Source organism: Planctomycetota bacterium (genome assembly GCA_018242585.1).
GTDB lineage: Bacteria > Planctomycetota > Planctomycetia > Pirellulales > PNKZ01 > JAFEBQ01.
In genome coordinates this window covers 1-23,999 of record JAFEBQ010000041.1, presented here as the reverse complement: position 1 = coordinate 23,999, position 23,999 = coordinate 1, and the positions used below count along the sequence as shown (strand labels likewise).

Genomic DNA, 23,999 nt, shown 5'->3' with positions numbered 1-23,999 from the left:
ACTGGGATTACTTCGCTGGCACTGAGTTTATCGGCAGCGCCAACAGCAGCGCTCGCGTGGCCCAGCAGGCGGCGGTCATCGAGATGAACTGATCCTTGCCGTGTGGGTAGCCTGATTCGTAGTAGACCTGGAACGCCTTAGCCCGCGAGGCCACGTGCCACGAGCCATCTTCTTGCTGTTGGTCGATCAGGAATCGCAGCCCGCGCCGATACGCTGGATTGTCGGTCGCCAGGCCTCCTTCCTCGTGCAGGGCCAGCAGTGCCGTGCTTGTCGCGTAGGAGTCCGATTGCATGTCAGGAAGTTGCCGCCAGCCGCCATCCGGTTGTTGAGCGGCTTGCAATGTTGTCGTCGCGAGCTTCACTTCGTCCGCGTCGGCCTCAAGCAATTTCAACGCGCGGAGCCGAAAGATATTGTCCTCGGTCTCGATCGCCTCGGTCTGGCGAATCCATTTGCCAACCTGGGCCGTCCGCTCGGCGATCTGGGTTCGCAGTTCTGGCGTGCCATAAACCTTCAAGCCGCGCAGAGCGACATAGCTGCTGGTGAAGAAGCTGTGCTCGCTCGGCGGGCGGTGGGACGCCGGCTGGTAATGCTCGGCGTCGGCCTGGAACTTCAAAAAGAACTCGGCCACCGCGGCGGTCGTCTCGTCGGCCGGCCAGCGGGCGGTGTCGAGCGTCCACAAGGCGTAACCCGCCATGTCGATGTGCCCCCCCTGCCCGCGCCCCTGGCGGTAGCGGTCGCGATTCTTGGCCAGGAACGCCGCTGTGTGATCGACCTGCTCTTGCCACAGTTTCTTGTCGACGGCAAAGCCGCGGGCTTCGGCTGGCGCGAGGGCCATCACGACGAGCCCTTCGTGATGACAGGTGAAACATTGCTTGCCGCGCTGTTCGAGCGAGCTGCGCGCGGCACGTTCGAGCAGCGGGATCGACTTGGCGACCGCGGCGCGGATGGCTGTGTCGGTTGGGCCGGTGTCGTTGGCGGTTGGCGGCGTGTTATCGGCGGCGCGCAGGATGCTGGTGCTTCCCAGTGCCAGGAGCAGCGCGATGATTTGTGTGGGGCGAGTGCGCCTTGATGCTTTGTCGGCCTGCAACGTCCTTACCCTCCCCCCTGCCCCTCCCTGAAAGGGAGGGGTGTTTGTCGCGCATGCTGCGATCGTCTCACGTCGCGCTGTCTTGTCTTCCCTAGCCCCTAGCCTCTAGTCCCTAACCCCTCTTCCCCCCCTCACCAACACCATTGAAAGAACTTGGCGCCCAGCACGCCGCCGGCGATCGGGCCTAGGACCGGAACCCAGGCGTAGGCCCAGTCGCTGGGGCCCTTACCGGCGATCGGCAATAGCGCGTGGGCCAGGCGTGGCCCCAGATCGCGTGCTGGGTTGATCGCATAGCCGGTCGGTCCGCCGAGCGATAAGCCAATCGACCAGACCAGCAAGCCGACCAAGAGCGGCCCGATGCCCAACGCCAGTCCGGTGCCCGGCCTGAGATTGTCGGGCCGCAAGATGGCCAGCACGCCCAGCACCAGCACGAACGTGCCGATCAACTCGCACAAGAAGTTGGCGCACATGCGGCGAATGGCCGGCGCGGTGCAAAACACCGCCAGCTTCGCGTTTTGATCCTCGGTCGCCACCCAGTGGGGCCAGTACGCCAGCCAGACGAGCACCGCGCCGAGGAACGCACCCAGCATTTGCGCCGCCACGTAAACTGGTACATCGGCCCACAAGAGTTTGCCGAGCGTGGCCATCGCCACGGTGACGGCCGGATTCAAATGCCCGCCGCTCACCACATTGACCAGGTAAACGGCAATCGCTACCGCCAGACCCCAGCCTGCCGAAACCACGATCCAGCCGGCATTGTTCCCTTTGGTGCGCGCCAACAGCACGTTGGCCACGACTCCATCCCCCAGCACGACCAGGATCATCGTGCCGATCAACTCGCCCCAAAATGGTTTCATATGCGTGCGCGTCGTGTGGAGGGTGATTACTTGGTTTCGCCGGCGGGCGGTGGCGGCAGGTAGCTGCCCAGCGTGGCCGCGTCGAGTTCAACCGGCGCGCCATTGCTGGGAATCTCGGCGCCGGCGGCCCAGAGGATGCCATTGGTCAGGAATCGTCGATAGCCCGGCTCGGCCAGGCTTTTGTGCAGATGACAACCGGTAAAGACGAACGACCGGGCCATTCCCTGCTTGGTGGCACACTCACGATTGCAGGCCCAACCGACGATTGCGTTGTCGTCGTACTCGGGCGCTTTCACCTTGGGCGAAACCGTTCGCACCAGCGGCGTGATGCCGGTCATGCCGTCGATGAATCGCAGCTTGAACAACCAGCCGTCGTCGATCGTAAAGGGCGTGACGCCGCGCGTGGTTGGGTGCTGGGGAAAGGTCTTGAAGTCCGACACCCAGTGCCCGCGTTGCGAGGCCCCTTTCTCCCACGCCGCGCCGACCAGTCGCTGCATGGCCGGATTCAGCTCCTTGGGAATGTCGACGAACTGATGGCAGCCGACCAGTCCGACGCCGGCGTCGGCCAGTCGCTGTACCTCGGCCAGCTTAGCTTCGTCGCGCAGCGGATGTTTGTCGCCGCAGTCCAGGTAAAACACGATCGCCTTGGCGCCGGCGAACGTCTCGGCCCGCCGCGGCCAATCGACCGCCAGAACCGGAAACACGCCAGGCGTTTGTCGGGCCAGGCGCATCAGCACGGCCGCGCCGCCGAGGTACTCGTGCTCGCCGGGCTTGTAGAAGCTGCTGCCGGCGACGAAGACGATCTTGGTCAGCTTGGCGTCAGGGCAAGTTTCTTCGACGACGACGCCAGGCGGCAACCGAGCCGGCTCGCCGGCTTGGGCCACGTTCACCAGGCCGGCGGTGACGATGGCGAAGGTGCTGAATACGATGCGAAGCATGTTGGTTTCTCGCTTTCGATCGAAGCCTGCGTGGCTGGAATCTTGTTTGGCCTGCAACGTCGTTACCCTCCCCCCTGCCCCTCCCTGAAAGGGAGGGGTGTTTGTCGCACACGCTTCGCTGATTGCGCTAAGCGCTGGCAGCTAAGGTCGAACTCTAGCAACTAGCAACTTGCAACCAGCAACTTCTTCCTCACAGCTCCTTCGCGTTGAACGTGTCTCCTTTGGTCATGTCGCCGGTTTCGTAGCCCAAGCGAAACCAGCGGGCGCGCTGGGCGCTGGTGCCGTGGGTGAACGAGTCGGGCACGACGTAACCTTGAGCCTGCTTTTGCAGGCGATCGTCGCCAATCGCGGCGGCGCAGCGCAAGGCCGATTCGATATCGCCCGGGTCGAGGATGTGTTGCATCTCGTCGGCGTGCCGAGCCCAGACGCCGGCAAAGAAGTCGGCCTGCAACTCTAGACAGACCGACAGATGGTTGGCGCGCACTCGGTCGCTGCGGCGCTGCATTTCCTGGACTTGCTCGTTGATGCCCAGTTGCTTCTGCACGTGATGGCCGACTTCGTGAGCGATCACATAGGCCTGGGCGAATTCTCCCTGGGCCTGAAATCGCTGCCGCAACTCGCGATAAAAGCTCAGGTCCAGATAGACGCGCTCGTCACCTGGGCAATAGAACGGCCCGGTCGCCGCCGATGACAGGCCGCACGCCGAGGCGACTCGACCGTTGAACAACACCAGGTGAGGCTTGCGATATTGCAGTCCTTGCTGGCGAAACAACTCGGTCCAGACGTCCTCGGTCTCGGCCAGCACGACCGAGACAAACTTCTTGAGATGTTCTTCCTCGGGGCCGGCTTCGTGGGGCGCGTGGACGGCCGGCGGAGGCGGCGCGCCTTGCTGGGCGTCTTGCAACAGTTCCAACGGATTGAGCCCGAACACCAGGCTGATAATGATCAGGATCACCAACCCGGTGCCGCTGAGCATGATCGGCTGGCCGCCAAACCCGCCGCCGAAACCACCGAAGCCGCCGCCACCATCGCCGCGCTGGTCCTCGACATTGTCGCTCTCGCGTCCACCTTCCCAGCGCATGGTCCAAGCTCCTCGAATGATGGCAAATCGTCGCGATCATTCTAACCATCGGGAAGCGCCGAGGGCAAAAGTCCCGCAGTCAGAGAGCGCCAGAGTGCGTTAGCGCTGGAATTCTTGGCGATCTACCGGCTGGGCAGCCGTGGTCGCCGCGCCGCCGGCCGGCGTGTTGAGTTCGACGCGGAACAGCGTGAAGCGATCGTCGAGGTTTCGCTCTTTGCGCGTGTAGGGGCTTTGGGCCACTTGTTCGACGCGGCCGACCATCCCCAATTCGTGACGCCCTGACGCCCGATCGATCACATAGGCCGTCGTCGCGCCCGCCGGCAACACATTCGGCAAATGCGAAGGGCACCAGACGCCGATCAACGGCCGGTCGACATAGAACACGTGCCGCGCGATTTCCTGTCGACCGCTGGCGGCTAGCAGGCAGTTGTCGGGCAAGTGTTGGCCGATCATTTGCAAGAATTGCTTATCCGCCGCCGATTGATCGCGGCGTGGCATCACCCAAGTCTGGACCGTTAGATGTCCGCCGACAATCGTGGCGAACAGCGCTGCGGCCGCCAGCGACACGCGATGTGGCCGAACACCCCAGGTCGCCAGGTGTGTCGCGCTGGTCAATAAGCCACTCGCGGCAATCGGCGCGAGCGCCGGCAGCGCATAGAGCAGATAGTGATGATTCTTGCCCGACGAGCAGGAGAGCAAAGCTAACTGGCCCGCGAACCAGAACCAACAGAATCGCTCGCTCGAGCGCAGCTGTTGCCACGCGGTGCGCAGCGACGACCAAGCGCCGATCACGACCCACGGGGTCCAGGGGAGCAACTGCACCGGCCACTGACTGAAGTAGTACCACCAAGGCTGCGAGTAACCGATGCCATCGGCCGCGCGGCGGAAGGTGTGCTCGTACCAAAGCTGGAGCGCGCTCGGGTCGCGGAGCGACACCGCCACCGGCCAGGCGACGGCAATCGCCACCGCGGCCAAGATGCCGAGCGGCGAGACCCAGCGTCGCAGGCCGCGCCAATCGCCCGAGACGATCAACCAGCCGGCGCAAGTGAACAAGGCCAGCAGCGCGCCGAAGCCGATTCCTTTGGCCAGATTCGTCAGTCCGATCACGATCCAGAAAGCAAACCGCCAGCGCCGCCACTCGGCCGGGGCGAGCGACTTGCGCCGTGATTCAGCTTCGTGAAACAGCGTGAGCGCGGCCAGATACAAGGCCAGCAGCACCACGTCGGCTTCGCACAGTCGGGCATAGGCCACCATGTAGACGCTGGTGCATTGCACCAGGCCCGACAGCCAACCGATGGTCCCGTTGAATAAGCGCGTCGCCAGCCGCATCTGCAGCCAGACGACCAGCAAGCCGCACAACGCGAACGGCAGTCGCACGCTGGTTTCGGTGAAGCCGCCGAGGGCGATCGACGAGAGCCCGGCCAGCCACTCGGGCAAGGGCGGCTTCTCGAGCCAGGTTCGATCGCCGATCCAGAGCACCAGCCAGTCGCCCGACGCGACCATCTGCTTGGCCGGGCCGGCGACGAGCGTTTCGTGCTCGGTCAGCGCGCGGTTCGAGCCAAGCTGCCACAGAAACAGTAGCGCAGCCAGCAGCATGACGGCCACGGTCGGCCGCCGCGCAAACCAGGTGATGATTGTCGTCAGGCGTGGGGGCATTTCATTCGGCGCGCAAAGAGTCGCAAGTTACTCGCGGACTTGTAGTTCAAGCGCCGAATTGCGACAAGAGCAGAGATCGAAGGCAGCGGCAGCGAAGAGGGAGATTGAACCGCAAAGACGCAAAGGGCGCAAAGAAAAATGCACGAGCAGGGAAAGAGAGGAAGCATATCAATAAGCTTCGGGTGGACGGAGATTGAGTGACAAGCCCCCGCTAGCGCTTGGTTTCTTCGGTCTTCTTTGCGACCTTTGCGTCTTTGCGGTTCAATTCCCCCCAATTCCGTCGTGTCGTCGTGCCTTTGTGGTTGGTCTTCTCACCCTGTAGCCGCGCTGCTTGAGCAATCTGGCTGCCGCCTCTATATTCGCGACAGCACTCGTGTGCCAGCATTCATCGTTCGTGCTTCGTCATTCAGGCTTTCCCGCCGTGGCTGCTACTTCAACTCACGCACTCGATCTGCTCGACAAGCCGCCGGCCAAGATTCCGCCGGTCTGCGTGGCGGCCGGTGATGAGCATTTGCTTCGGCGGCAGGTCAGCCAGTGGCTGCGCGACGCCGTGACGGGTGGTGATGAGTTCAGCATGACCACCTTCGACGGCGACGAAGCCGAGCTACGCGACGTGATTGACGAGCTGTCGACGATGGCCATGTTCGGCGGCGGGCGGCGGTTGGCCGTGGTCGACAACGCCGACGATTTTGTCACCCAGAACCGAGCGGCCTTGGAAGATTACGTGGCCAAGCCCCGCTCGTCGGGCGTCCTGTTGTTGAACGTCAAGACCTGGCCCGCCAACACCCGGCTGGCCAAGGCCGTCGCGGCGTCGGGCTTGACGATCGATTGCTCGACGCCGACCGAAGCTAAGCTGTCCAAATGGGCTCAGCGCTGGGCAAAGAAGCAATACCAAGCTGAACTCGACAGCTCGGCGGCTAACGTGCTGATCGAAATCGTCGGGCCCGAGATGGGCCTGTTGGATCAGGAACTGTCCAAGCTGGCCGGAGCGGTCGAGCCAGGCCGCAAGATCGTGGCCGACGACGTCCATCGGCTGGTGGGCAGTTGGCGCACCAAAAGCACCTGGGACATGCTCGACGCCGCCTTGCTGGGGCAATCGGCCTCGGCCCTCGAACAACTCGATCGCCTGTTGCGATCAGGTGAAGAGCCAGTGGCCATCCTGGGGCAAATCGCTTCGTCGCTGCGCAAGCTGGCCACCGCGGCGCGGCATGTCTTTCGTTCTGAGACCGAGGGACGACGGATGTCGCTGCGCGGCGCGCTCGAAGCGGCCGGCGTCCGCATGTTTATCGAGAAGGCCGAGACGCAATTGAAGCGGCTCGGGCGTTATCGATCTCAACAGCTCTATCGCTGGCTGCTCGACACCGACATCGCGCTCAAAAGCCAAGGGGGCGGACGACCCGCGGCGCGACGGACCCTGGAACGGCTGATCGCGCGAATCTCGGCCGCCGCCGAGCCGCAGGTGCAAAGCCGGTGACCGTTCGACGCTGGATGGCACGGCCGCTTGTCGGCCGTGTCGCGAAGCGACAAGAAGAATGGATGAGCTTGCGCTATTTCCTGTCGCTGCGCGACCCAGCCGGCTAGCGGCTGGGCCACCCCTTCGGCCAGCGACGCGAGTGCTAGCGTCATGCGCGATGCTGGACATTAGCGCTGTCAGGCCACGCACTTCGCCTTGCTGGCGGGGGGGATTTGGCGTATTCTTCCGCCCCCGCCTGTTCTCCCTTCCCCACCGCAAACGCATCATCGATTCCGCCCTCCGCACCGATGATCGTGTTTTGGTTTCGGCAGATTCGAACATGAAGCCGAGCGCTACCTATCCCATTGCACGTCGCAGCCTGCGCGAGCCAGCTCGTCGCGCGCCGCGGTGCTGGGGATGCGTTTGGCTGCTGATGCTGATGGCCACGGCTGGCTGCACCAGTGGCGATGTCGCGCGACCGTCGATCTTTGGCTTGCGGCGTGGCAATAGCGCGCCGAATGCCGCCGCCACTGCCGCGCTGACCAGCGCCCCGCTCGCCGAGCCAAATGTCACGTTGCCCGGGGCCGTGCCCGCCGGCGTGGTAACGGCGCAAACCGGCGCGGCGTCGAACACCGCCGCCGCGCGCAACGAACAGCTCAGCCAGATCATGGCCGAGTTGCAAACACTCGGCGCCCTCGATCCGGTCGCCCAGTCGCAACTGTTGGCCGACTTGCAGCAGACCGATCCCGCGCTGTGGCCGCAGATGGTGCAGGTCTTCCGCGCCTCGCTCAAATACCGGCAGCGCCAGAAGGAACAAGCGACCACGGTGGCCAATGCGGCCAAGCCCATCGATGCGCGGCCCGTCGTCGAGGCAACCACCGCGACTGCAACCGTGTCGGCGACTGCCGTGACGCCGGTCGCCGCACCGGCTCCCGCTAATCAACCGCCGGCCGCAGCGCCCGTGCAACTAGCCGGGACAGCGCCAGCGACCAACGCGCCGACCGTGGCGTCACCGGCCGCGACGCCTGCGCCGGCCACTCCCAGCGCAACCAGCGCCGCCGCTACCTCGACCGCCGCAGCACCGGACACGACCAGTTCACCGATCACGCCGGTGTCGTTCGATCGACCGCTGACGCCCGAGGACGTGCCGGGCATGATTTCGCAGGCGATTGCCAAGCTGGAAGAATCGACGGCCGATGGCGGGACGTCCCCCGAAGTGCTCGCGCAACAGGCCCAGTTGCGGATGATGTACCTGATGGCCGGCCGCAAGAAGGACGCCATGCGTCCGATCGCCGGCATGCAACCAGCCGAGCAAGATTTTTGGGTGCAACAGATGTACGGGATGTCGACCTATCTCGACGCCGGCCAAGGGCGCGATCGGGACCGCCGGCTCACCGACGCTACGACGCACCTGGCCCAGGCCGTGGACCGGCTGGCTGAGTCGAGCAACTTGCTGGTCAAGAATTTGGCCTTCTGCACCGAGGTGAGCAGCTTCGGCGTGCATACCGATTTTCCCAAGTACGAATTCAAGGCCGGGCAGCAACTGCTGTTGTATTGCGAATTGCAGAACTTCAAGAGCGAGGCCACTCCCAAGGGGCACCGCACATCGCTGAAGAGCAGTTACCAGATTGTCGATGCGCAAGGCCGCCGGGTGGCCGAGCATGAGCTGCCGGCCACCGAGGAAAACTGTCAGAACGTGCGGCACGACTATTTCATCCGCTACTTCCTCCACTTGCCCACTAAGATCTACGGCGGCAAGTACACCCTGCAGCTCACGGTCGAAGACACGCTGGCCAACAAAGCGGGGCAAGCGTCGATCGAGTTCACGATCAAGGGTGAATAAGGTCGCTGGCGGCCCAGCTCAATTCCCCTCAATTTGCCAACGCACACCAAGCAGCGTTCTTCCAAGCCGGCGACTCGGTCGCCAGTTTTCCGCGGCCAAGCCGCCGGCTTGGCGGAGCATCTCACACGCATATCCGTTCCCCAATGGTGGGGAGTCCCCCTCGATCTCCGCCTCCTCAATGGCGAGCGGCGCAGGTTGTGACGGCTGGCGCGACCGGGGCCTGTTCCAGCGTCGTTATGATCGGGCGAGAACAGGGTTTGCGTCGGTCGGAACCTGGGGTTTGGGCTGCACTAAAAGCTTGCCTCGGTAGCGATTCTCCCTAAACTGAAGATGGCGGCTCCGAGCCCAGCAATGGTGTGGCATTGGTGGGAGCAGGGACGCTGTTTCCATTCATTGGCTGATTGCCTGCTGGCCTCGACCAAACGAGCCCGGTGATGACGGTGGACAGCCCGCTAGCGTTGAGGCGTTTTCTTGTCGCAAGTGTCGCTCGAATCTGAACATTCGGCGGCCGTGGTCGCACCCGTTCGACCATCGCCCAAGCCAGCCGGTTCGGGGCGCGCCCTCGCGCTGCCCCAGATCAGCGTCCGCGTGCTAGTCGCGGCGGCGGTGCTGCTATTGGCCCATCTGCCGTTGGTTTGGATTCACTTGTGGGATCTGTGGGACAAACCCCAGCACGGCTACGCGCTGTTGATCCCGGTGGGTGTGTTTGTGCTGGTCCAACAGCGGCTGTCGACGATCGGCCAACTGCACCATGGCGAGATGTTTGGAATGCTGATCGCCGTTGTCGCGGCGCTGGTGTGCGATGTGATCGCCATCGCGCTGATGATTCCCGGCGCGGCCATGTGGGCGGTCTTCTTGTTGCTGTTGGGTTTAGCCCATGGGCTGGGCGGGCGCAAGTTGCTTTCGGCCGCCTTGCCGATTGCCGTATTCGCCTCGCTGATGGTGCCTTACTCGTCCGAGATTGAAACGCGGCTGATCGCCCAGATGCAGAGCCTGACTGCTTCGTGGAGCAGCCAGATGCTCGATCAGTTCCGCGTCATCCATTTGCTGATGGGAAACACCATCGAATTGCCAGGCCGGCAGTTGTTCGTCGAGGAAGCGTGCAGCGGCGTGCAGTCGTTGTACGCCTGCTTCGCCGGCACGTTTTTCTTTGTCTTGTGGACCAAGCGAGGCATTCTTCGCTCGGTGATGTTGTTGCTGTCGTCGTTTGGCTGGGTGTTTGCGGCCAATGCGCTGCGAATTTTCCTGGTGACGATCGCGGCGGAAAAGAACGTCGATTTAGCCACGGGGACGCCCCACTGGTTGCTGGGAATGCTGGTGTTCGCGTTCACCATGGGGATGGTGCTGAGCACCGATCGGTTGTTCGAGTTCTTCACCTTGCACGATCCGAAGTACTGGTGGAATTCGACCAGGCCCAATCGGGGAACGGCTGTTTTTCCGGCGCTACGTCACACCAGTATCGATTCGTGGCTGACTATTCCCGTGACCGTCGCGTTTGCGGTGCTGGTCCTCTGGCAGGTCTACCTGCTGGCCCCGGTCGGTGGCAGTTCGACCGAAACGGTCGATGCGTCGCACGCGCCGCTCGCCTTTGAAAAACTCTCGGCCGATACCTTGCCGGCCGTGTGGGGCGGAAGTCGCCCGCAGACCGAGTTCAAACACTCGATCGAGCAGGCGTTCCATGCGGTCCACTCGCGCTATTGGGCGTATGGCAAAGGCAGCGACCGCATCTGGGCCTCGGTCGACTTTCCCTTTGCCAAGTGGCACGACATCACGGTTTGCTACCGCGGTCTGGGTTGGGATGTGAGCCCGCCGACGTTCCATGCAGCGCGTGGCGACTCCGATCTGCCGTTCATGGATTGCGAAATGAACCAGATGCCGCTGGGCTACGGCTACCTGGTGTTTGTGATGTTCGACATGCAAGGCAAGCCATTCATTCCCTCCAGCCTGTCGCTCGATTCCCGGTTGCAGCTCGAGCTGACCGACCGGCTGATGAACATGAAGCAGAACTGGCAACATGCCGGCGTGCAATTGGCCGGCGGTCCGTCGGCCAAGTACATCCAGGCGCAGGTCTTCGTGACCAGCGGCATGCCCATCACCAATCCCGAGCGCGACGAAGCCCGGGCGCTGATGCTGACTTTGTGTCGGCGCTTGCTCGAACAGATCGAGCACGCCGCTGTAGAAAGTGCCCAGGTGCCCACGGCGACGAATTAGTCGCGTCGTGGTTCTCATCGTCCACCGGCGTTAAGCGGGTCGGGCTGTCAGGCGGATTACGAATAAATCCGCATCATCACGGCGGCCAGTCCGACCGCCGCGATCAGCAGCACCGCCAGCCCGGCCCACAGCCACGTGCTCCGACGCCGCTGTTCCAGGCGATACTCCCCTTTGGCCAGCACCGAGGCTGGGATGTTCGGCGTGGCTGGCGTGCGGGCGACCGGGTCGCTCCAGACGGTCTGGCCAATCGGCGTGGCCAAGGCGATACCGCTGGGCGGGAGCGTCAGCGCGCTCATCTGGGGCAACACCTCCGCCGCGCGACGCCACTCGGGCCAATCCTCGCGCCAGATCATCGACTCGGGCCCCACACGCCCCTGATCGATCCAGACGCGAAACAACGTGCCGGGGGCCGGGCCGTATTGAGTCGTTCCTCCCGGCGGCAACACGTACCAGACGGCGGCCGGTTTCTCGTCGATCGGGTCGTGCGGCGTTGCGGCCGGCTTGCCCGACGGAGCAGTCAACGCGGCAGGCTGGGCATGTGCCGTTTCGGCGGGGGCATAGGCCGTGGTGGGCTGCAACGCGGCGCCCTGCGCGGTGTCGGTTGGGGCTGCCATCGTGGTGGCCGACTCGCCAGCCATCTGAGCATTGGCACCCCCCTGGGGTGCGGCAACCGGCCGATAGATCGTCCCCTCGGCGGTCTTGACCTTTTCGATCGTCGATTGCAGCGGGATGTCGACCCGGGCCTGGCACTGATCGCAAATGCCGCGCTTGCCAGCCAGGAAATCCTTGACGTGCATGGCGTGGCCGCATTGTTGACAGGCGAATCGAATGCCCATGGTCGCTCAACGGACGGGTTCACATTGCCCTGGGGTGCGCTGGTCGCTAACCGTTGCCAGGCCCTGAGACCACTGATGATACCCTAAGAACCGCCAGAGGTTATGTCCCCAGTGGCAATCGGGCCCAAAGTGTCTGACCCTATCGACCGGGCCAAGGGGGCTCGCCGATGGGGCGGCGGCCTGTACAATCGGCGTCCGAACGGGCCGCCGCGAGCGTGCGGCCGACTGATAACCATAGCCGAATTGCCCAGCAAGGAACGTCGAACATGAGCGATTGGATCGAAGCCGGCCAGCCGGCCCCCGATTTCACCCTGCCCACCGATAGCGGCTCGAAGGTCAAGCTGAAGGAGCTGCGCGGCAAGCCGGTGGTGCTCTATTTCTACCCGCGCGACAACACGCCGGGCTGCACTAAGGAGGCTTGCGCCTTCCGCGACCGCAAGGCCGAACTGGCCAAGCTAGGTGCCCAGGTGTTGGGTCTGAGCACGGACACGGTCGACAGCCACGCCGGATTTCGCGACAAGTTCGACCTGAACTTCCCGCTGTTGTCCGACGAAGAGCATGTGGTGGCCGAGAAGTACGGGGCCTGGCGCGAGAAGAACATGTACGGCAAGAAGTCGATGGGGATCCAGCGCTCGACCTATCTGATCGACGCCCACGGCGTGGTGGCCAAGGTCTGGAAGAAGGTCTCGGTCGACGGCCACGACGACGACGTGCTGGCCGCCCTGGCCGAGCTGAAAAAGCCGGCAAAAGCCGCCAAGTAGGCGGGCTCGCATGCCCAGTGACCTTCCCTCTGGCGACCGTCCTCAGTAAGGGTGGCCCAGCCGCTTGTCGGCTGGGTCGCGCCAGCGACAAGAAGATCGTTGGAGCTTGGAATAGGTCGCCAGAGTCGCGCGTTCTTCCTGTTGCTTACGCAACCCGGCCGGCGAGCGGCCGGGCCAGCCAGGGGCGACGATTCAGCCGCGATTTCGGGCGTGGATGCCATGACTCAGGCTGGCTTGAAGCCGTACAACGGTCCCCGCTAGCGGCGTTGACTGAAAGCATTGCCAGCAAACAGCTTGCGACGCCCCTTGAACCACGCGCAGATTCCGACGCTCAAAGCTGATAAGATACTTCCTACGCGCGTCACAGGCGGCGGCCCACGGGGGCAAGCCGGCTGCCAGCGGACCAGATCGTTTGAGTCTGGGTCGGTCGAGTCTGCGGGGCAGGCAGTCCGCGACCCGCCCAGCCGTTCGGCAGCTTTTGGACGCGCGGTCGGTTTTTGCATGCAGCCACGTCTGCTCTTCACGAGTGGAAGTCGTTGGACTCACCGCGGATGACCATCTCTGAGACGATTGCCCACCTGCGTGGGTCGATTCCTGCGGTGCTGCCGTCGCTGTTGATGTGCGACTTTGGCCAGTTGGCCAATGAAGTGCGCCGCATCGAAGCCGCCGGCGTTCCGGGGCTGCACCTGGACGTAATGGACGGCCACTTTGTGCCGAACCTGTCCTATGGATTGCCCCTGGTCGAGGCGTTTCGGCGGATGACCACCCTGCCGCTAGACGTCCATCTGATGATCAGCAATCCGGCCCAGTACATCGAGCGTTACCGGGAAGCCGGGGCCGACTCGATGACCATTCATGTCGAGGCAGTCCATGATCCGCGGCCATTGCTGCGCGAGATTCGGGCCATCGGGGCGATGGCTGGTCTGGCCTTGAACCCCGACACCCCGGTCTCGGCAGTGCGGCCGTACCTGAAGGATTGCGATCTGGTGTTGGTGATGAGTGTGAACCCGGGCTTTGGCGGCCAGAAGTTCGACCGCCGGGCGCTGGACAAGCTTGCCGAGCTGCGCAGCTTGGCGGGCGATGAATTGCTGTTGGAGATCGATGGGGGCGTGAACGACGCCACGATCGCCGATTGCTGCGCGGCCGGAGCCCAACTGCTGGTGGTGGGTTCGGCGATCTTTGGCACCAGCGACTATTTGGCCAGCACCCGCCGCTTGGTGGAACTGGCCAGTTCCAAAACAACACGGTCACCGCAACGAACATGTTAAGGATTGCTCTAATTCGCCCGGGCGCTACCGATTACGACCTGCAAGGTCGGATTCAGGGGAGCCTGGACATCCCGCTGTGCGACACCGGAGTGCGCGAAGTCGAACAGTTGGCGCCGGCCCTGCGGCCGCTGGATTTGCACGTCATTTACACCGCCGACGGCGAGCCGGCCCGGCAAACGGCCACCATGCTCGCCGAGGCGCTCGACGCCAAGGTAAAATGCCTGGACGGGCTCACCAACATGAGCCTGGGACTGTGGCAGGGGATGCTCGTCGAAGAAGTGCGACGCAAGCTCCCCAAGGTTTACCAGAAATGCTCGGACCAGCCCGAGTGCGTCTGCCCGCCCGAAGGGGAAACCCTGGGCGAGGCTCGCGAACGCGTGCAAGAGGCGCTGGCGAAAATCGCCAAGAAGAATAAAGATGGCGTTGTCGGCCTGGTGTTGTCCGAGCCGCTGGCCAGTTTGGCCCGGGCGTGCCTGAACCACACGCCGGTCGGCGACTTGTGGGAAGTGATGAGCGAGCACGGCACGTGGGAGCTGATCGAGCGCGGGACCGCGCCGGTTCCGGTGGCCGCCGCGCGGACGAGCGAGACCGCCTAGGCACGAAAAGAATCGCGCGTCGCGCACCCGAGCGTGGCCGCGGCGAAGAAGTACCGGAGACGACCGACTATGGCTTCGGCCAAAACCGATTCCACCACCTCCAGCGAACTGCCCGACCAGACGCCGGTTCCCACGGCTCCGATGGACGCGATTTCGTCATCGGCCGCCGCGCCGCGCGCCAAGCGCGGGGTGCCCGAGGGGTTGTGGAAGCGCTGCCCGGGCTGTGGCGAGACGATCTTTCGCAAGGAAGCGGAGAAGCGGTTCAACGTCTGTCCCCAATGCGACTATCACTGGTACATCTCGGCCAAGGACCGGACGGCCCAGTTGTTGGACGACGGCACGTTCGAGGAGTGGGACGCCGAGGTGATGCCGCTGGACCCGTTGGGCTTTGTCGACAAGAAGCCGTACGCCCAGCGGTTGCAAGCCGAGCAGAAGCGCACCGGCCTGAACGACGCAGCCCTGACCGGCCACGGCATGATCCGCGCCCGCCGCGTGGCAGTCGGCATCACCGACTCGGCCTTCATCATGGGAAGCATGGGTTCAGTCGTCGGCGAGCGTTTAACTCGCTTGACTGAACGGGCCACCGAGCAGCACTTGCCGCTGATCATCGTCAGCGGCTCGGGCGGCGGCGCCCGGATGCACGAAGGGATTCTATCCCTGATGCAAATGGCCAAGGTCTCGGCGGCGCTCGCGCGCTATGACGCCGCCGGCGGCTTGTTCATCTCGGTCCTCACTGACCCGACGATGGGTGGCGTGGCGGCCAGCTTTGCCTCGTTGGGGGATGTGGTCTTTGCCGAACCGCGCGCGATGATCGGCTTTGCCGGCCCGCGGACCATCGAGGCCACGATTCGAGCCGAGTTGCCCAAAGGCTTTCAGACCAGCGAATTTCTGCTGGAGCACGGCTTTGTCGATCGCGTCGTCCGCCGCGCGGAGCTGAAGAGCGAAATCGCGCGGATGATTGACTTCTGCGGCTTTGTGTGAGTTTTTCGCTGCTTCGTGGAAGACTAGCCACGGAGGCACAGAGACACGGAGTGAAGCACGGAGACGTGCGTCATAGAGCGCCGGAGAAGTAAGCCCCCGGTTAGCGCCGCCCGACGATTCCAATCCCGGGCTCTCGAAGTGTGGGTCGCGCCCTCAACTGGGGTAGCCCCGACAACTTGCTTGTCGGGGTTGCGCAGCAACAAGAGGCGCGCGGGCACCGTACCCAATGTTGTTGAAACCGAGTTCGCCACCCTCTTGTCGCTAGCGCGACCCGGACAACAAGTTGTCCGGGCTACCCCTTTCTTCTCTCCCTCTCTCATTCCTCTCCGTGCAAGCCTCCGTGACTCAGTGCTTCCGTGGCGAGCCTTTCAGAATCACATCTGCTCGACCACGCCGATGCCTAGCAACTCCAGCCCCTGCTTGATCGTCCGGGCGGTCAGGTCGCAGAGCAGTAACCGGCTGTCGCGCACGGCGGGCGTCTCGGCCTTCAACACCGGACACTGCTCGAAAAACGTCGAATACGTGTTCGCCAGATCCCACAGATACGTCGTCAACTGGTGCGGCCGGTAATCGGTCAACACCGACGCCAGCGCTTCCTCGAACCGCAACAACTGCCGCGCCAGGGCTTGCTCGGCCGGGGCGTCGAGCGCCACAGCCGGGGCCGACGCTCGCAACGCTTCGACGTCGACCTGCCCGCGACGGAAGATGCTCCGCACCCGGGCGTAGGCGTATTGCATGTACGTGGCCGTGTTGCCGTTCATGGCCAACATCTTGTCGTAGCTGAACGTGTAGTCGCTGGTCCGGTTCTGCGACAGGTCGGCGTACTTCAACGCCGCGATGCCAACCGTCTCGGCGATCTGTTGCCGGCGTTCGGGCGAAAGGTCCGCGCCGCTCGGCTTGGACTCGTCATTGGCCGAAACGATCTCGCGGGCCCGGCTGACCGCCTCGTCCAGCAACCCGGTCAAGCCGACCGTGTCGCCCGAGCGGGTCTTGTACGGCCGGCCATCGCTCCCCAGCACGGTGCCAAAGCTGACGTGCTGCAGTTCCAGCTTGTCAAAGCCCAGCAAGCGCGCCGTGGCGAACAGTTGTTCGAAGTGCAAGCTTTGCCGGTGGTCGACGACGTACAAAATGGCGTCGGGCTGCCACCGCTTCATTCGATATTCGATCGTCGCCAGATCGGTCGTCGCGTACAAAAACGCCCCGTCCTTCTTGCGAACGATCATCGGGGCGTCAATCTTTTTGCCCCCGGTGGCCGTGACCGGCAGCGTGTCGAAGAAGACGCACAGCGCCCCGTCGCTCTCGCGGGCAATTCCCCGCGCGATCAGGTCGTCGACCGTGCCGGCCAGTTGATCGTGGTAGAAGCTTTCCCCCAGCGTCTCGTCGAACGTCACCCCCAGCCGGCGATAGACGACGTTGATCGCCTCGCGGCACGGCGGCAGGAACGCGTGCCACAAGCGCAGGTTCTCGGCGTCTCCTTCGTGAAGCTTGGCCGTCTCTTGCAGCGCGGCCTGGCCGATGTGGGGATGTTGCCAGGCCATGTGAGCCAGATTCTCGTCCGACTCGACCGCGGCCAGCTTCTCGGCCAGCGCGTCAACGTCTTTGCGCGTGTCGGCGACGACCCCTTCCAATCGCTTGAGCGCCTTGACGCGTTTCTTTTCTTCTTGCGGATCGGCGGCTTTCGGGGCGGCCTGCTCGGCGCGCAGATCGGCTTCGCGTTCGGCCAGCTCTTTGCGCAACAGCGGTAGCCGCTCGCGCCCTTCGTGATAATCGACCAGCCGATTCACCAGCCGGTACAGCCGAGCCAACTCGTCGACCGGCGACTTCTGGTACGCCGCCTCGTCGCGAAAGTGCTTGTAGCCATAGATGATCATCCCGAACTGGGTGCCCCAGTCCCCCAGGTGGTTGTCGCTGATCGTCCGGTGGCCGAGGAACTTCAGCGTTCGGTACAGGGCATCGCCAATCACCGTCGAGCGAATGTGCCCGACGTGCATCGGCTTGGCCACGTTCGGCGCGGAATAGTCGATGACAAAGGTGCGCGGCTGCGTCGTCGCCGCCACGCCCAACCGCGCATCGGCGACCGCCCGACCCAGACACCCGGCCAGCCAGTCGTCGCGTAGCCGGACGTTGATGAAGCCGGGGCCGGCGACCTCGGGTGGGTGAGCGATGTCGTCGAGCTTCAGCGCGGCCACGATCTCAGCCGCGATGTCGCGCGGTGGCCGGCCCAGCTTCTTGCCCAGCGGCATGGCCAAGTTAGCCTGGTAATCACCAAAGCTGGCGTCCTGGCTCGGCCGGACCAACTCGAGCAAGGCCGGCAATTCCTCGGGCGTGGCGTAGGGCGTTAACGCCGCGGCGAGCCGCTCGCGGACCAGGGCTAAAAGATTCATGCGGTTGCCGAACGGTTGATGGAGGACGGTCGTCTTTCACCCTCGCCCTTTGTGGGAGAGGGTGGTTCGCATGGCGAACCGGGTGAGGGGGCGCTTCAGGCTGGCGCGAGGAGCTATTCGGTACCCCTCATCCGCCCTTCGGGCACCTTCTCCCGCAAGGGGCGAAGGGCTAGTGCGCGATCGATGGCGATGGAGGCCCCAAAGGCGTTGAACGCCTTGACCGATTCCCGCTCCCCACTTGAAAGAGAGCCGTCGCGATCAGCAGCAAGGCCCGAACGAATCCAAAAACTACCGCTCTACTCTTCCCACGGCGCGTGGCGGGCGGGCTCGACGACCGGCGGCACGAACTCGACTCGCTTAGCTGTACACCAAAGCTGGTCGAGCGCGTAGTACTTCCGCGCTTCGTCGTCAAAGCAGTGGACCACCACGTCGCCATAGTCCTGAAGAATCCAGCGGCTGTCGACGTAGCCTTCGGTTCCCAATCGACGATCGTGCAGTTGCTTTTGTAGCACGCGATTGACTTCGTCGGCAATGGTGTGCAATTGCCGGCGGCTGGAACCGGTGACCAGCACGAAGAAGTCGAACTCACTGGTGAGTTCGCGCAGGTCGAGGATGGTAATGTCCCGGCCGCGGTGTTCGGCGGCCGTACGAGCGGCGGCCAAGGCCCGTTCCAATGAGCGGTCGCCCCGCGCATCGACGTCGGCCCGGCTGAGTTCAGTAGTCGCCACGAGTGATGAGTCCTCCTAGTCCGGGATGCAACTCCCTGCGTTCAATTCTACCCAGAAAACGACCCCTCCGCCATGCAATTGGTTCGCTCCGGAGGGCCTGCCGGGCTGAATTGTTCGCCATTTGACCGTTTTAGGCAACCTATACCGAGCGAGCCATCGGGCTGCTAGCGGAGCAACGTCGAGCCTGCTGGTGGTAATCACAAGCCCAGGGGCTTCGCCCCCTGGGAAACCTAAAGACCCCAGGGGGTGAAACCCCTGGGCTTAGGGGGCCGACGCGCTCGTTTTTGATCAATTAAAACCCCACTGCAGCGCGTCAAAAACATTTGTCCCCCGCAGCCCGGCTAGGGTATCATCAACAGCCTTCGAGCCCCTGGGCTCTCCCGCCTTAAGTACCTGCCCGCCCGAGCGTTGTTTCCGACCATTGCGTGCCGCTGATCGCGGCACGGTTCACGTCCCGCGCACTCGAACAGGAGTTCCCTTCATGTCGCATCTTTCGCGCCGCCGGTTCTTGCAAGATTCTATGTTCGCGGCCTCGGCTGCCGCCATGTCGGCTTCGCTGTTGAGCGCCGCCGAGAAGAAGGACGAGAGCGCCGGCGCTCGCAGCCCCAACGAACGACTGAGCGTGGCGGTCATCGGCGTCAACGGTCGCGGCAAGAGCCACCTGGCTGGCTTTGGCAACCGCAACGGCTGCGATGTGACGATCATCTGCGACGCCGACGAGAAGGTCGGCCAGCAAGCCTGTGCCGACATGGAAAAGAAGACCGGCCTGAAGCCGAAGTTCGTCCGCGACATGCGCGAAGTCTTCGACAACAAGTCGGTCGACATCGTCAGCACCGCCACGCCAAACCACTGGCACGCCCTGTGCAGCATCTGGGCCATTCAGGCTGGCAAGGACGTCTATGTCGAAAAGCCGGTCAGCCACAACGTCAGCGAAGGCCGGCGGATCGTCGAAGCCGCTCGCAAGTACAACAAGATTTGCCAGACCGGCACGCAAAGCCGCTCGATGGCTGGCACCGCCGATGCGATCAAGTTCCTGCAGGATGGCAAGATCGGCGAAGTGAAGATCGCTCGCGGCCTGTGCTACAAGCGCCGCAAGTCGATCGGCCCGCGCGGCACGTACGAGATTCCGGCCTCGGTCGATTACAACTTGTGGGCCGGGCCGGCGCCGATGAGCCCGCTGACCCGCCCCAAGTTCCACTACGACTGGCACTGGCAGTGGGAATGTGGCAACGGCGACCTGGGGAACCAGGGGATTCACCAGATGGACGTGGCCCGCTGGGGCCTGGGGGCGAACACGCTGTGCGATCGCGTGTTCAGCTACGGTGGCCGCTTGGGCTATGAAGACGCCGGCGAAACCGCGAATACCCAGTTGGTGTACGCCGATTACGGCCCCAAGACGCTGGTATTTGAAGTTCGCGGCCTCGAGACCAAGCCGCTGCGCGACGCGTCGGTCGGTATTATCTTCGAGGGGAGCGAAGGTTACCTGGTACTCAACAGTTACGCCGGCGGCTCGGCCTTCGACCTGAAGGGGAACCTGACGACCAAGTTCTCGACACCCAAGGGGGGCGACTCGGTCCACTTCGACAACTTCCTCGACGCTGTTCGCAAGCGGGATTACAAGGTTCTCAACGCCGACATCGAACAGGGGCACCTGTCGAGCGCCCTGTGCCACTTGGGAAACATCTCGTATCGCCTGGGCAAGTCAATGCCGATGGGCGATCTGAAGTCCAAGCTGCAATCGGCCGACAAGTCCGAGACGTTCGAGCGGTTCGCGCAGCACTTGAGCGAGAACGGCGTGCCGGCCGACGTGCAAGTGGTGTGCGGCGAGACCCTGGCGCTCGATACCAAGACCGAGACGTTCATCAACAACGCCGCGGCCGACGCCATGCTGACCCGTGAGTATCGGGCGCCGTTCGTGGTGCCGAAGGCCGGCGCGGTCTGATTTCGCACCAGCATTTGGCGAGCAACCAGTCTTTAGCCCCCGGTCAGTGACCGGGGGCCTTCGACAACGAGCAGCCCACGAGCGTCAAACCCTCGTGGGCTGTTTCTTTTGCGCCGCGTTGTCTTGCTCGTGGATTACGTGTGACGTCTTCAGCGCGTCGCCTCGTTTGGCAGGGCTCGCACTTACGCCGTTAAGCCCGCGAAACACCTCTCCCTCCCAGGGAGAGGATGGCGAGCGCAGCAAGCCAGGTGAGGGTAAATGCGTGGCAGGCCATTTGACATCGCACAACCTCGAACGCCCTCTGATGGCGATGCTTCTCAGCCGTGAACGCTCTTACCCTCCCCCCTGCCCCTCCCTGAGAGGGAGGGGTGTTTGTCGAACGCGCCTCGGCGATTGCATCTTGGGGTGTTTGTCGAATGAGCTGCTAGATGTATTCTCTACTCTCCACTTTCAACAGTCTCCTTTCCAACTAGCCCCTAGTCTCTAGCCCCTCGCCCCTTCTTTGCCGCACATCCTCTATCACAACGGCCCGTGCATCGTCGCCCTCAAGCCGGCCGGACTACTGACGCACGCTCCCGAGGGGATCGACAGCCTGGAGGTGCAGCTCAAGGATTGGGTTCGCGCGATCGAGGGTAAGACGGGAAACGTCTACCTGGGGTTGCCTCACCGCCTGGACCGGCCGGTGTCGGGGGCCGTGGTCGTGGCGCGCCATGTCCGCGCGGCTCGCAAGCTTTCCGAGCAGTTCGAGAACCGCACCGTACACAAGCGCTATTGGGCATGCGTCTCGGGCGTGGTCGAGCCCGAGTCCGGCAAATGGCGCGATCGACTGTTGAAGATCAAGGGGCAGCCGCGCGGGCTGGTCGTTGACGCCGATCATCCCGAAGGACGCGACGCCGAGCTGAGCTACCGGGTGCTGGGCGTCTTCCCGTGGGGAACCTGGCTCGAGGTCGTGCTGCACACCGGGCGCTATCACCAGATTCGTGTCCAGGCCGCCGCCCGCGGGCACGCTGTGTTGGGGGACACGCTGTACGGCTCGCTGACCAGCTTCGGCCCGCCGGTCGAGGACTTCCGCGAGCAATCGATCGCCCTGCACGGCCGGCAATTGGAGTTCCTGCATCCGATGACGCGCGAGCCCGTGTCGATCATCGCGCCGCTGTTTCCCGCCTGGCGCGAGTTAGCTCTGCCGTTGGAAGATCAGGATTTTTTGTCTGTCTAGCGTCGCTTCGGATGGCAGGGGGTGCGCTCACGCAGTTAAGCCGGCGAAACACCTCTTCCTCCCAGGGAGAGGATGGCGAGCGCAGCAAGCCAGGTGAGGGTAAACGCGTCGCCGACCAATCGACATCGCGCAACCTCGAACGCCCTCTGCTGGCGATGCCTCTCAGTCGTGAACGTCTTCACCCTCCCCCCTGCCCCTCCCTGTAAGGGAGGGGTGTTTATCGCGCACGCCTCGGAACTTATTTCTAGCCCCTCGCCCCTCCGCGTAGCTCCGTCGACGACACGTCGTTGCGGAAGTCACTTTCTGGAACGCCGATGCACAGGGCCCGCAAGGCCTGTGGCAAGCGCAACTCGTCGAGCCCCTGAAACCTTCCCTCGCAAGTGCGTCCGAACACCAGGAATCGGCAACGTCGCTGGGCCAGCGTGGCGAGCGCCCGGTCGGTGGCAGCTTGATCATTGCCATAATAACGCGGCGCGGCGATCCGCTCGATCGTATCGGCGCCGACAACGAATGTCGCGCCGGGAAACAGCCCCGACTTCTCGACAAACGTCGGCGCGCAAGTCAGCCAGACCGCGTCATCGGCGCCAAACTGCGACACCCGACGTTCGATCTCCAGGTAGTCGAGCGCCGGCTTGTCGACGTTGGTCACCGACAGCTCAAAAGCGGGCACCGTTCCCAGCCGCCGCGCCGCGATCGTCGCCATCTGCCGGTGGCCATCGTGCAACGGGTTGAACGCGCCGGGAAAGATCGCCGCCGGTACGCCCGCCGCCACGTGCCCCACGGCGACCGACGGCACGCGGCCGGCCAGCAAATCTTCCCACGCGGGCGGAGCCTTTGCTTGTTGCAACATGGTCGCGTCGCCGGCCAACAGAGCGAGCTTCAGTCGTGCATCGACCCCACACGTTTCAGCCACCAGGTTCAAGATCAGTTGGCAGACGAACGCTTCTTCCTCGCCGCGCGACCGGGCTCCTTTATTCAATTCGTGCGATGTACAGCGAGTCGCCCCGGCTGTCTGGACCGCAACGTGGACGCGGTGCGAGCCGTGCTTGGGCCGATCGCTGGCCAGGCTGGCCGTCGCTCCCACTCCGAACAGGTGGTGGCTTTCTTCGTCGGGGCGATAGGCCCGGGCGCGTTGATACGACGCCATTGCCATTGCGCATGCGGTTCGCACCGAGCAGAACTGCTCGGGCCGCGCGCCCAGCCACGCGGTCAGCGCTTCGGCCGCGTACGGCACGACCGCTTCGAGCACCGTGCGCGACGCGCCGGGCTGTGCCAGCAAGGCCGCCAGCGCCGCGCTGCCGCCGCCGGTGACGGCCAGCACGCCTTGGTGCCCCGCGTCGTGAATCTGCGTGACCAGGGCTACTGTCTCGTCGTCGTGGAGGATCATGGTTTCGTCATGCTGCGATTACGAAGCTTGCAGTCGCGTCGACACCGCTTGCTTCGACACTATTCACCGCGACACCCTCGCCTCGTCAAAGTCGTGCCGTCGGTCTACAATAGCCGATACGATGCCCCGAAGCGAAGTCCCGCCTGCCGATGTGAACCCCGCCGAGTGTTCTGCCGTTGAACGTGCGCCCGCCGCCGCGGCCAAGAAGCTGCGCCCGCGTGGGCAAGTCGATCCTGTGCTGTTCGGCAGCGGGTGCGGGCTGATGGCGGCGTTTATCTACACCTGCTCAAACACGTGTCTTCGGCAGGTCGCGCATTGCGATCCCTTGTGGGTCGCCACCATGAAAGCTGGCCCGACGTTCGCCGTCGCGGCGTTGATCTTGGCGGTGCGCGTGGCGCGGCAATTGCCTCTGCTGGCGACACCGCGGTTGCTGGTCGGACTGTCGGTCACGGGGCTGATTGGTCAATGGCTCGGCAACGTCGGCTTTCAAATCGGCTTGAAATACGTCGGGCTCGCGCTGTCGGTGCCGTTGACGTTGGGGCTGACGATCATTGGTGGCGCGCTGTTGGGACGCTTCTGGCTCAACGAGCCGATCTCACGGCGCTCGGTTTTGGCCACGCTCGTGCTGTTGATAGCCGTGCCGATTTTGACCGCCGGGGCCGAGCGAAGCGGGCCGCCGGAAGTATCACCAACGGTCAGTGCATTCTGGCTGGTGGCGTTCGGCGTGGTGGCGGCCTGTGCGTCGGGGCTGGCCTAGAGCCTGTTATGCACTTG

The 23,999-nt window shown here is 63.8% G+C and carries 19 protein-coding genes; 10 read left to right on the top strand and 9 right to left on the bottom strand.

Going from position 1 to position 23,999, the window contains the following annotated elements:
• Nucleotides 1–7 precede the first annotated feature (7 nt).
• The 5 genes from JSS27_18575 to JSS27_18555 form a co-directional block, all read right to left on the bottom strand.
• On the bottom strand, nt 8–1,087 hold the full coding sequence (locus JSS27_18575; GenBank protein MBS0210954.1) for a hypothetical protein: 1,080 nt from the start codon (nt 1,085–1,087) through the stop codon (nt 8–10).
• Between the two features lie 131 nt (nt 1,088–1,218).
• Nucleotides 1,219–1,944: an aquaporin family protein gene (locus JSS27_18570; GenBank protein ID MBS0210953.1), complete on the bottom strand. Its 726-nt coding sequence runs from the start codon at nt 1,942–1,944 to the stop codon at nt 1,219–1,221.
• 26 nt (nt 1,945–1,970) lie between these two features.
• Nucleotides 1,971–2,882, bottom strand: coding sequence for a ThuA domain-containing protein (locus JSS27_18565; protein ID MBS0210952.1), 912 nt, complete (start codon nt 2,880–2,882; stop codon nt 1,971–1,973).
• Between the two features lie 190 nt (nt 2,883–3,072).
• The gene (locus JSS27_18560; GenBank protein MBS0210951.1) at nt 3,073–3,963 is read right to left on the bottom strand and encodes a neutral zinc metallopeptidase; all 891 of its coding nucleotides are present in this window, start codon (nt 3,961–3,963) and stop codon (nt 3,073–3,075) included.
• Between the two features lie 99 nt (nt 3,964–4,062).
• On the bottom strand, nt 4,063–5,619 hold the full coding sequence (locus tag JSS27_18555) for a glycosyltransferase family 39 protein (protein MBS0210950.1): 1,557 nt from the start codon (nt 5,617–5,619) through the stop codon (nt 4,063–4,065).
• A 421-nt stretch (nt 5,620–6,040) separates the two neighbouring features.
• On the opposite strand from JSS27_18555, the gene holA reads away from it, so the two are divergent.
• From holA to xrtU, 3 genes are all read left to right on the top strand, one after another.
• Nucleotides 6,041–7,093 carry a DNA polymerase III subunit delta gene (gene holA, locus JSS27_18550; protein ID MBS0210949.1) on the top strand — a complete coding sequence of 351 codons (1,053 nt, stop codon included), beginning with the start codon at nt 6,041–6,043 and terminating at the stop codon, nt 7,091–7,093.
• Nucleotides 7,094–7,412: 319 nt separating this feature from the next.
• Complete coding sequence (locus JSS27_18545; GenBank protein MBS0210948.1) at nt 7,413–8,915, top strand: hypothetical protein; 1,503 nt, start codon at nt 7,413–7,415, stop codon at nt 8,913–8,915.
• 471 nt (nt 8,916–9,386) lie between these two features.
• Nucleotides 9,387–11,126: an exosortase U gene (gene xrtU, locus JSS27_18540; GenBank protein MBS0210947.1), complete on the top strand. Its 1,740-nt coding sequence runs from the start codon at nt 9,387–9,389 to the stop codon at nt 11,124–11,126.
• 56 nt (nt 11,127–11,182) lie between these two features.
• Here xrtU and JSS27_18535 read toward each other — a convergent pair whose 3' ends face one another.
• Entirely contained in the window at nt 11,183–11,962 is a 780-nt protein-coding gene (locus tag JSS27_18535) for a DUF4339 domain-containing protein (protein MBS0210946.1), read from the bottom strand.
• 266 nt (nt 11,963–12,228) lie between these two features.
• Here JSS27_18535 and bcp point away from each other — a divergent pair, with 266 nt between their 5' ends.
• The 4 genes from bcp to JSS27_18515 all read left to right on the top strand — a co-directional run bounded on the left by bcp (nt 12,229) and on the right by JSS27_18515 (nt 15,568).
• Entirely contained in the window at nt 12,229–12,723 is a 495-nt protein-coding gene (bcp, locus tag JSS27_18530) for a thioredoxin-dependent thiol peroxidase (protein ID MBS0210945.1), read from the top strand.
• Between the two features lie 551 nt (nt 12,724–13,274).
• The gene (rpe, locus tag JSS27_18525) at nt 13,275–13,991 is read left to right on the top strand and encodes a ribulose-phosphate 3-epimerase (protein MBS0210944.1); all 717 of its coding nucleotides are present in this window, start codon (nt 13,275–13,277) and stop codon (nt 13,989–13,991) included.
• Nucleotides 13,985–14,587, top strand: a complete 603-nt coding sequence (locus JSS27_18520; GenBank protein ID MBS0210943.1) for a histidine phosphatase family protein — start codon at nt 13,985–13,987, stop codon at nt 14,585–14,587. Before rpe ends, JSS27_18520 begins: the two co-directional genes overlap by 7 nt.
• Nucleotides 14,588–14,656: 69 nt before the next feature.
• Entirely contained in the window at nt 14,657–15,568 is a 912-nt protein-coding gene (locus tag JSS27_18515; GenBank protein MBS0210942.1) for an acetyl-CoA carboxylase carboxyltransferase subunit beta, read from the top strand.
• Between the two features lie 374 nt (nt 15,569–15,942).
• Here JSS27_18515 and argS read toward each other — a convergent pair whose 3' ends face one another.
• A complete protein-coding gene (gene argS, locus JSS27_18510; GenBank protein ID MBS0210941.1) occupies nt 15,943–17,952 on the bottom strand; it encodes an arginine--tRNA ligase in 2,010 nt (669 codons plus the stop codon).
• A 296-nt stretch (nt 17,953–18,248) separates the two neighbouring features.
• Entirely contained in the window at nt 18,249–18,680 is a 432-nt protein-coding gene (gene rsfS / locus JSS27_18505) for a ribosome silencing factor (protein ID MBS0210940.1), read from the bottom strand.
• 481 nt (nt 18,681–19,161) lie between these two features.
• On the opposite strand from rsfS, the gene JSS27_18500 reads away from it, so the two are divergent.
• Together JSS27_18500 and JSS27_18495 are read left to right on the top strand one after the other, a co-directional pair.
• Nucleotides 19,162–20,622: a Gfo/Idh/MocA family oxidoreductase gene (locus JSS27_18500; protein ID MBS0210939.1), complete on the top strand. Its 1,461-nt coding sequence runs from the start codon at nt 19,162–19,164 to the stop codon at nt 20,620–20,622.
• Between the two features lie 502 nt (nt 20,623–21,124).
• Nucleotides 21,125–21,838 (top strand): RluA family pseudouridine synthase, encoded by a 714-nt coding sequence (locus JSS27_18495; GenBank protein ID MBS0210938.1) that lies wholly within the window; start codon nt 21,125–21,127, stop codon nt 21,836–21,838.
• A gap of 244 nt (nt 21,839–22,082) precedes the next feature.
• Here JSS27_18495 and JSS27_18490 read toward each other — a convergent pair whose 3' ends face one another.
• Nucleotides 22,083–23,225: a hypothetical protein gene (locus JSS27_18490; GenBank protein MBS0210937.1), complete on the bottom strand. Its 1,143-nt coding sequence runs from the start codon at nt 23,223–23,225 to the stop codon at nt 22,083–22,085.
• A 121-nt stretch (nt 23,226–23,346) separates the two neighbouring features.
• Here JSS27_18490 and JSS27_18485 point away from each other — a divergent pair, with 121 nt between their 5' ends.
• Nucleotides 23,347–23,982 (top strand): DMT family transporter, encoded by a 636-nt coding sequence (locus tag JSS27_18485; GenBank protein ID MBS0210936.1) that lies wholly within the window; start codon nt 23,347–23,349, stop codon nt 23,980–23,982.
• Nucleotides 23,983–23,999: the final 17 nt, after the last annotated feature.

Excerpts from the sequence above, each read along its gene's own strand:
- JSS27_18570 (MBS0210953.1), bottom strand. The coding sequence starts at position 1,944 with ATGAAACCATTTTGGGGCGAGTTGATCGGCACGATGATCCTGGTCGTG.
- JSS27_18565 (MBS0210952.1), bottom strand. The coding sequence starts at position 2,882 with ATGCTTCGCATCGTATTCAGCACCTTCGCCATCGTCACCGCCGGCCTG.
- JSS27_18560 (MBS0210951.1), bottom strand. The coding sequence starts at position 3,963 with ATGCGCTGGGAAGGTGGACGCGAGAGCGACAATGTCGAGGACCAGCGC.
- JSS27_18555 (MBS0210950.1), bottom strand. The coding sequence starts at position 5,619 with ATGCCCCCACGCCTGACGACAATCATCACCTGGTTTGCGCGGCGGCCG.
- JSS27_18545 (MBS0210948.1), top strand. The coding sequence starts at position 7,413 with ATGAAGCCGAGCGCTACCTATCCCATTGCACGTCGCAGCCTGCGCGAG.
- JSS27_18535 (MBS0210946.1), bottom strand. The coding sequence starts at position 11,962 with ATGGGCATTCGATTCGCCTGTCAACAATGCGGCCACGCCATGCACGTC.
- bcp (MBS0210945.1), top strand. The coding sequence starts at position 12,229 with ATGAGCGATTGGATCGAAGCCGGCCAGCCGGCCCCCGATTTCACCCTG.
- rpe (MBS0210944.1), top strand. The coding sequence starts at position 13,275 with ATGACCATCTCTGAGACGATTGCCCACCTGCGTGGGTCGATTCCTGCG.
- JSS27_18520 (MBS0210943.1), top strand. The coding sequence starts at position 13,985 with ATGTTAAGGATTGCTCTAATTCGCCCGGGCGCTACCGATTACGACCTG.
- JSS27_18515 (MBS0210942.1), top strand. The coding sequence starts at position 14,657 with ATGGCTTCGGCCAAAACCGATTCCACCACCTCCAGCGAACTGCCCGAC.
- argS (MBS0210941.1), bottom strand. The coding sequence starts at position 17,952 with ATGAATCTTTTAGCCCTGGTCCGCGAGCGGCTCGCCGCGGCGTTAACG.
- JSS27_18500 (MBS0210939.1), top strand. The coding sequence starts at position 19,162 with ATGTCGCATCTTTCGCGCCGCCGGTTCTTGCAAGATTCTATGTTCGCG.
- JSS27_18490 (MBS0210937.1), bottom strand. The coding sequence starts at position 23,225 with ATGATCCTCCACGACGACGAGACAGTAGCCCTGGTCACGCAGATTCAC.
- JSS27_18485 (MBS0210936.1), top strand. The coding sequence starts at position 23,347 with ATGCCCCGAAGCGAAGTCCCGCCTGCCGATGTGAACCCCGCCGAGTGT.